We start from the raw sequence: 7,837 nt of genomic DNA, 5'->3' as shown, positions 1-7,837 counted from the left end.
TTTTTTTTATTATTCGTTTCGGACTGATTTTGGCGTTACACCTAAATGATCATTTAATTTTTTTGAAATATCTTTTACATTTTTTTCATTTGGAATGTAATAATAAATACCACCGATACGTTTATCTGTACCTTCTATTTGCATTTTTTCCATTTCCAAATTAGATCCTGCCATATTTTTTGTAATGGCAAGCATATCGTCAAATGTTAAGTTCGTTTTCATATTTTTATCAACCGCATCTAGTAAAGAGCCCATTTTGCTAATTGATTGAACAGACATCGCTTTTTTAGCAATTGCTTCTATTACAAGTTGCTGTCTCTGTCCACGCATTGCGTCACTATCAATTTTACGCGTTCTTGCAAGTGCAAGTGCTTGTTCTCCATTTAAATGTTGGTAACCTTTTTCTAAATGGATCATACCAGCTTGGTCTTTACTATCTTGTTCAGTGAAAGTAACTGGTACATCAATATCAATACCACCAATTGAATCGACAATTTGTACGAATGATTCAAAGTTAAACTTCACATAATAATCAACAGGTACATTTAAAAATCTTTCCACCGTATCGCGTGTGCTTTCTACGCCACCAAATACGTGAGCATGAGTAATTTTATCTAATTTTTTCTAGTTGGAATGTAAACACGTGAATCACGTGGAATACTTACTAGCTTAACAGACTTATCATCTTTATTAATTGTTGCTAATAAAAGTGCATCTGTTCGAACTGCTTCGCCATATTGGCTTTTTCTCATTTCACTTCCATCTACACCCATAATTAATATTGAAATATTATCCTTTAAAGGTTCGACTTCTTTATCACGCTTTGATGACTTATCAATTTTTGCATACGCATCATTTACAACAGCTTTTGCTTTATTATATATAAACGAACCATATCCTACTCCTCCAAAAATAAGTAGGAAAAATGGAATTAATATGAACCATTTTATTGACTTTCTTTTAGAACGCTTTTTATTACTTCTCGTATTTTGTTCTAATTCAGAGCTCATACCCATTCGCCTCTCTTTCTCTTTACCAAGTATAATGTAAGTCTATTTATCTTCATATTGAATTTCCTTTCACTAACCTTACAATTTTGTAAGGTTACTACTTAAACCCAATACGTATTCCATTTCACATTATACTCTCGTACTTATTTTTGGCAAGTCACTATTTACCATTTTCAAAAATTTAGCATTTCGCAACATGCGGATTTACAAATTTATTAACTCTTTCATTTTAAATTAGAAATGTCTTTTTCTTAACAAACGATATGAATAAAGAATCCAGCTAATTATAAAATCTCTATGAATACAGTATATTTGACGTTATTATTTCTCAAACGGCGTATACACGCTTTTCTTCCCCTGATTATCAATGTAAGCCGACTTTGCTTTTATTTTCGTTTTTTCTACTTCCATGTCTTCATTTGAGAAGTTCACAATGATTTTAATATCTTTTCCATAAGAAACAGATTGTACTAGCTTATCTTCTGACAAATACGCAAAATTCGTCATCTCTTCTTTTACTGCTTTTTCATGAACTTCATTCCAAACTTTTAGATGCTCTGTAATTTCTTTTTTATGCTTATTCCACTCTACTTCATCTAAATGGTACAACGGAGGAACATTATACAATAATTCAGACAGCATTCGATTTCCAACTTCATCTTTTGCCTTTAAACTTCCCCATTCCCAATGATGTGTTGTAATAACGGAATCATTGTATACTAATTTATATAATGGTACCGAATATACTGGGTTTAAATATACTTGTTTATATTCTTCTTTCAATGGTACTTGTTTTGCATATTTTTCAGGCACATTTTGATTTGGTGACCAATATCCACCGACATAATACGGACTTGTTTTATTTTTCCGCATATCTTCATCGTCCCATTTAATAACAGGTGTTTCAATTCCGTGTGCAAATGCAATCGTACTACTAGCAAAATCATTTCCACCTTCAGAACCAACGACCATACCCTTTTCTTGCGCAATGTAGTCCATTCGTTTTAAACGTGCTTTTAAATCTTGCTCTTGTGTCGTTATATGTTTCGCTGAATAGTCATCGTAAATTTCACCTGTCGCATCACAATCAATAAACCATGAATTATATTTAGGACCATTTTGTAATATATCATTCATGCGTTCCTTTACACTAGGCAGCGATAAAGTCGGGTTTAACTTGCGACCTCTGCCTAAAAAGCCTTGCACCTTTTCTCCGTTTTTCTTCGTTACAGTAGCCTCTTCATATAATGATGGGTCATTAAAGGATGCTGTGTTCCAATTTTTATCACTTTTTTCGTGAATGGAATGATATGAATCATACGGACCAACTAAATACCCCATTTCCTTCGCTTTTGTCACGAAATTAGGTTGCATAAATCCTTGTTCCCAGTTCGGCAGACCAATCCACGCTTTTTCTATTCCTACCTCTTTCATTTCCTTTAGTATGTCCGTTCCATCTGCATTACCCCATTTACTTACCTCTTCAACCGCATCACCAAGTAGCGACTTTAATAAATGCTTATTTAAGCTATACAATTCTGTGTTCGTTAAGTGACCTACACCTTTCTTTAATAGCACACTAGCTTCCTGATCAACGTTTTGAAAAATATCCTCTTTATAAAATTCCTTCATCGATAATACTTCGTTTATATAACGTAAAATAACATTTTTTTGATACTTATCAATGAAATCTTGTTTACTTACTTGATCTAATACATTCAGTTCCCCAGGCTCTGAACTATTCTTTTGAATAAGTTCTTTTATATGACTAAACAGCGGGCTATTTATTTGCTCCCTTAGTTTTGGCCAATTTATATTATTTTCTGATAGACCATTTTGATTCCAAAAATAAAAATGCGCCGCTCCATATAACTTTTCGATTTCTTTATTTTTTCTAGCCTTTTCTTGTAATGTTTTAAATTCACCTTTTCGAACAATATCATCCTTATACATTTTAGCAATGCTTACCGCATCATTATTTGTCACATATAATTGAAATCCATATGTTTTATTTTTATTTATGCTCGGAAATTCATGTGTAAAATCAAATCCTATTTTCGGATCCGAATGAAACTTCAATTCATTATTAAACATATTGTTTGCAATATATACAATTGAATATTTCGAACCATTTAATGCGAAAAACTTCATAGAAAATGATTCAGCAAATGAATATGCATCATCCTTTAAAAACTTCTTCCAATTCTCATCATTGCTCGGAATTTGCTTACCCTCCCATAACGGAAGTGTATAATTTTCAGCTTCTACTTTCGGCCATGTAAAGCTTTCTGCACCAGTCGATTCCACGTCAATGTTTAAGTGGTCTTTTTTCTTTTCTAATTTTATTTTTACTTTTTGATCTGGATATTCCCACGATGTACGATCCTTTTCTTTTTTTACATTCGATACCTTCATTTTCGGTAGGGGTCGTGATGCCTGTTCCTTTACCCCCTCATGTTCTACAGTTAATGTGAATGTTTCTGGATTTACATCATAAGTAAAATCTTTATACGTCGATTTCTTTATTTTAGACTCTTGTACAGCATTACTACCTTTTACGTCACAACCGACTAAAGTCGAAAATGGCATAGTTGTTAGAAGACATATCGCTATCATTTTTTTCATCCTCTGCACCTCCACCAATGAATATACAGGTGGTTTGTTACAGGAATGTGGCAAAAAATAATAGAGCTAGCATTTTGCTAGCTCTATTTGGATTATTAAAAGTTGATATGAACAACTATAACTTGCTTAGAAGATATGTAATACAGTAACTGCATTTTTTCTCAACAATTATGAAACTAAACAAATCAAAATTTTAACAAGCATTCTTTAACTGAAAAAATAAGTGTATACAATGTATCCTAAAAGTAGTACTAAAATGATTATCCCTGTACCTTTCCAATTCATACCGCCTGCTATATCAACTGGACTACCTGTTTCCGCTCTATTGAGTCCGTCATGTAAAGAACCCGTAGGATTACTTTTTAATTCACTTTGTCTCATACGCTCTCTTTTTTCTTCTGGTGACTCTTTATTCATGTAATCACCTCCAAAATGAATGCACTCTTTACTTACATTATTCAAAATCAACATTTGTTTTATATTTTTTCCGAAAAAACCTAATTTAAAATAGGTTTGCAACGTAAAGAAAGCTAGCCATGCCAGCTTTCTTTACGATCCAATATGCTCTTCCTTATTTACAATAATACCTTTATGGTCGATTTCAAGCTCACATACTTTCATATCTGTAAATACTCTCGCTAATTGCTCAGCGATTTCTTGACGTTTCTCATATGGCGTTAATATAAAAATAGATGGTCCCGCACCGCTAAGTGCTGTACCGTACGCACCAAATTCTTTTGCGCATTTACGAATAGATGGTAATAACGGTACGAGTTCTAAACGATATGGCTCGTGAAAATGGTCTCTCTCCATCATTTCACCTACAACTTCCCACCGCTTTTGACATAATGCAGCTACTAATACGTTACTTATCGCACTAGCTTTAACTGCCTCATGAAACGGAAACATCTTTGGTAATACAGATCGACTTTCATCTGTATTTAATTCTTCATTCGGAATAAGAGAAATTACCCCTAACTCCTTGCTCTCAATTCTTACGACGGAAATATCCTTTCCATCAAGTGCTCCGATTACAGTTCCACCTAATATAGAAGCAGCAACATTATCAGGATGTCCTTCAAAATTTGTAGCAATTTGAACTTTTTGATCAGCAGTTAAGTTCAAATTGCCTAGTTGATTCGCAAGCTCTATCCCAGCTACAATCGCTGATGCACTACTTCCTAGCCCTCTCGTTAATGGGATATTACTAGTAACTTCTATTATATGGGGTGATATAGAAGGACATACTTTACATGCCGTGCTAACGATTAAATTTTTATCGTCTGTCGGAATTGATTCTTCAAAGGAATGGATTACTTGCCATTTATCAGCTTTTTCTTTAACCACCACACCTAAATACAATGACAAAGCTATTCCAACTGAATCAAATCCAGGACCAACATTCGCCGTACTAGCAGGGACACGAACGCTAAATGGTATCACGACATAATCACCCCTTTAATATGATCTTTAATTTGTTCTATATCATTTGACACACTTGCGATGTCTAGTTGATTTGAAGAAATAGCGATATCAGGATCCTTCAAACCATTTCCAGTTAATACCGCAACAACTGTTTCTCCCTTTTTGATTTTCCCAGATTGAACATGTTTAATTACGCCGGCTAATGAAGCATTTGATCCTGGTTCAGCGAAAACTCCTTCAGTTTTTGCTAATAACCTATACGCATGTAAAATTTCTTCATCTGATACCATATCTATTTCACCACGAGACTGCTCGGCAGCCTCTACTGCATACGACCAACTTGCTGGGTTACCGATGCGAATCGCTGTTGCAATTGTTTCAGGCTCTTCAATTACATGTCCCTTTACAATTGCAGCTGCTCCTTCCGCTTCAAAGCCATGAATTCTTGGCTTTTTATAACCTTTTTCTTTCTCATATTCACAGAAGCCTTTCCAATACGCTGTAATATTCCCTGCATTCCCAACAGGGATAGCTAGAACATCTGGTGCATTTTGCAATTGGTCACAAATTTCAAACGCTGCTGTTTTTTGCCCTTCAATTCGATAAGGATTTACTGAGTTTACTAACGTAATCGGCTCTTCTGCAGCAATATTTCTTACAGCCTTAAGCGCATCATCGAAATTCCCTTCTATTGAAATAATTTCAGCTCCATAAGCGACCGCTTGCGCTAATTTTCCATGTGCAATCTTTCCTTCTGGTATTACGATAATGCATTTCATCCCAAGACGTGCCGCATATGCTGCAGCTGACGCTGATGTATTACCTGTTGATGCACAAATGATTGCTTCTGAACCTTCTTCTTTCGCCTTAGCAACTGCCATGACCATACCACGATCTTTAAAAGAACCTGTCGGATTCGCTCCTTCGTACTTACCATATAGCTGAATCCCTAATTGTTTTGATATATTTAATAATGGAATAAGTGGTGTGTTTCCTTCCATTAAGCTGACATCAGGTGTATTTTCATTCACCGGTAAATAAGACGCATATTGTTTTAATAGTCCTTTATACATATTGTTTTTCCTCCTCAATAATGTAGTAACTGTTTATTTCACTTGCGACAGCTTCTATCGCTTCTAAAACTCGTTCAAATTGATACTTGGAAGTTCGATGTGTCACAACAACGACTTCTGCCAGTTCACGGTTTAAAGGTAATTGAATAACCTCTTTTAAACTTACAGAATAATTAACGAAACATTCTGTTATTTTTTGTAACATCCCAGGCTCATCTTGTAATGAAATGCGTAAGAAATATTTCGAAACTACTTCTTCATCACCTTGTAATTCATAAGGAACTGGTTCTTTTAACGCACTTTTATTTTTCGGAACTTGATTCATATTTTTAACGATTGAAATAATATCACTTACTACAGCAGAACCAGTCGGTAACTTCCCAGCTCCGGGTCCATAAAACATCACTTCTCCTACCGCTTGGCCATGGACATACACCGCATTAAATTCATTATTCACATTTGATAATGGATGCTGGCTCGGTAAAAGCGTCGGTTCTACACTTAAATGAATGGCTGGTCCTTGTTTTTCAGCTTTACCAATTAACTTCATAGTAAATCCTAACTTTTCAGCCATTTGTAAATCTTCTTTTTCGACCTTTCGAATCCCTCTTACTTGCACATCATCTAATGAAACATTCATCGAAAAACCTAAGTTTGCAAGAATTGCTACTTTTCTCGCCGCATCTAGTCCATCTACATCTGCTGTCGGATCCGATTCTGCAAAGCCTAATTTTTGTGCTTCCTGTAAAGCCTCTTCATAAGACCATCCATTTTGACTCATTTTTGTTAACATATAATTTGTTGTACCATTTACAATTCCCATTATTTTTTCAATTTGATCTGATGCTAACCCATCAGTTAGTCCTCTTAACACTGGAATACCGCCCGCTACACTCGCTTCGTAACATAAATCACAATCATTATCGTTCGCCAGTTGAAGAAGCTCTGCACCATATACAGCCATTAAATCTTTATTTGCTGTTACGACATGTTTTTTATTTCGTAAAGCCTTAACAATATGCTGTTTTGCTTCTTCAATTCCGCCCATTACCTCTACTACAATATCAATATTTGAATCATTTAGAACTTCATCTGCATGACTTGTTACTGCAATTCCATCAATACAAACATCGCGTTCTTTTTCCAAATCACGTACAACGACTGTTTTCACTTTCACTTCGTATCCTGTATCAAGTGCGATTTTTTTATAATGTTCTTTCAAAATATGAACAACACCACTTCCGACCGTACCTAAACCTAATACCCCAACATTTATAACGTTATTCATCTTCTAATCTCCTCCTAAAAGTTTAATTGTTACATCTATAAATCACCTTACTCTGCTTTTTTGTCATGCAGGTGGTGGTTATTTCCGTACTTATAAATCGTTTCATATTACCGCACCTCCTTTCAAAGTAAAAAAACACACCCATCCCTAGGAAAGGGACGAATGTGTTTTCGTGGTTCCACCCTTGTTCCAATCTAGACGTATTTCCTCCTAGATTGCTCAAGTTCAGATAACGGCTGATACCGCCAATAATTACTAGATTACTCGTTCACTATTGAAGTTCAAAGGTGGTAAAATCATTTCTCGTGTTAGGAAGCTCACACCCTTGGCTTCCCTCTCTGTAAACCGTAAAAATGATTTCGTGTCCTTATCGTTACTTTTTCGTTCATGTTTATTTGTTAACTCATTATACTCGC

The 7,837-nt window shown here is 35.0% G+C and carries 5 protein-coding genes, 1 pseudogene and 1 other annotated feature; all 6 genes and pseudogenes read right to left on the bottom strand.

All coding sequences use genetic code 11. The features are described 5' to 3' along the window. Window positions 1-9 precede the first annotated feature (9 nt). Window positions 10-1,010 (bottom strand): annotated as a pseudogene (locus HMPREF1014_RS09900) (LCP family protein). A gap of 321 nt (window positions 1,011-1,331) precedes the next feature. Continuing rightward, window positions 1,332-3,635: a glycoside hydrolase gene (locus tag HMPREF1014_RS09895; protein ID WP_000738103.1), complete on the bottom strand. Its 2,304-nt coding sequence runs from the start codon at window positions 3,633-3,635 to the stop codon at window positions 1,332-1,334. Window positions 3,636-3,842: 207 nt separating this feature from the next. Further along, entirely contained in the window at window positions 3,843-4,052 is a 210-nt protein-coding gene (locus HMPREF1014_RS09890) for a DUF6366 family protein (protein WP_001031479.1), read from the bottom strand. Window positions 4,053-4,184: 132 nt separating this feature from the next. Then, a complete protein-coding gene (gene thrB, locus HMPREF1014_RS09885; protein ID WP_000612104.1) occupies window positions 4,185-5,078 on the bottom strand; it encodes a homoserine kinase in 894 nt (297 codons plus the stop codon). Further along, a complete protein-coding gene (gene thrC / locus HMPREF1014_RS09880; RefSeq protein ID WP_000276439.1) occupies window positions 5,075-6,133 on the bottom strand; it encodes a threonine synthase in 1,059 nt (352 codons plus the stop codon). The genes thrB and thrC overlap by 4 nt, the downstream gene beginning before the upstream one ends. Beyond that, window positions 6,126-7,421 (bottom strand): homoserine dehydrogenase, encoded by a 1,296-nt coding sequence (locus HMPREF1014_RS09875; RefSeq protein ID WP_001066899.1) that lies wholly within the window; start codon window positions 7,419-7,421, stop codon window positions 6,126-6,128. Before HMPREF1014_RS09875 ends, thrC begins: the two co-directional genes overlap by 8 nt. A gap of 151 nt (window positions 7,422-7,572) precedes the next feature. Then, window positions 7,573-7,804: a binding site (T-box leader), on the bottom strand. Window positions 7,805-7,837 lie beyond the last annotated feature (33 nt).

This window comes from Bacillus sp. 7_6_55CFAA_CT2 (assembly GCF_000238655.1).
GTDB lineage: Bacteria > Bacillota > Bacilli > Bacillales > Bacillaceae_G > Bacillus_A > Bacillus_A cereus.
This window is presented reverse-complemented; position numbering and strand designations above follow the sequence as displayed.

Bases quoted from the DNA above. Each gene is read 5' to 3' on its own strand.
- thrC (WP_000276439.1), bottom strand. From the start codon at position 6,133: ATGTATAAAGGACTATTAAAACAATATGCGTCTTATTTACCGGTGAAT.
- HMPREF1014_RS09890 (WP_001031479.1), bottom strand. From the start codon at position 4,052: ATGAATAAAGAGTCACCAGAAGAAAAAAGAGAGCGTATGAGACAAAGT.
- HMPREF1014_RS09875 (WP_001066899.1), bottom strand. From the start codon at position 7,421: ATGAATAACGTTATAAATGTTGGGGTATTAGGTTTAGGTACGGTCGGA.
- HMPREF1014_RS09895 (WP_000738103.1), bottom strand. From the start codon at position 3,635: ATGAAAAAAATGATAGCGATATGTCTTCTAACAACTATGCCATTTTCG.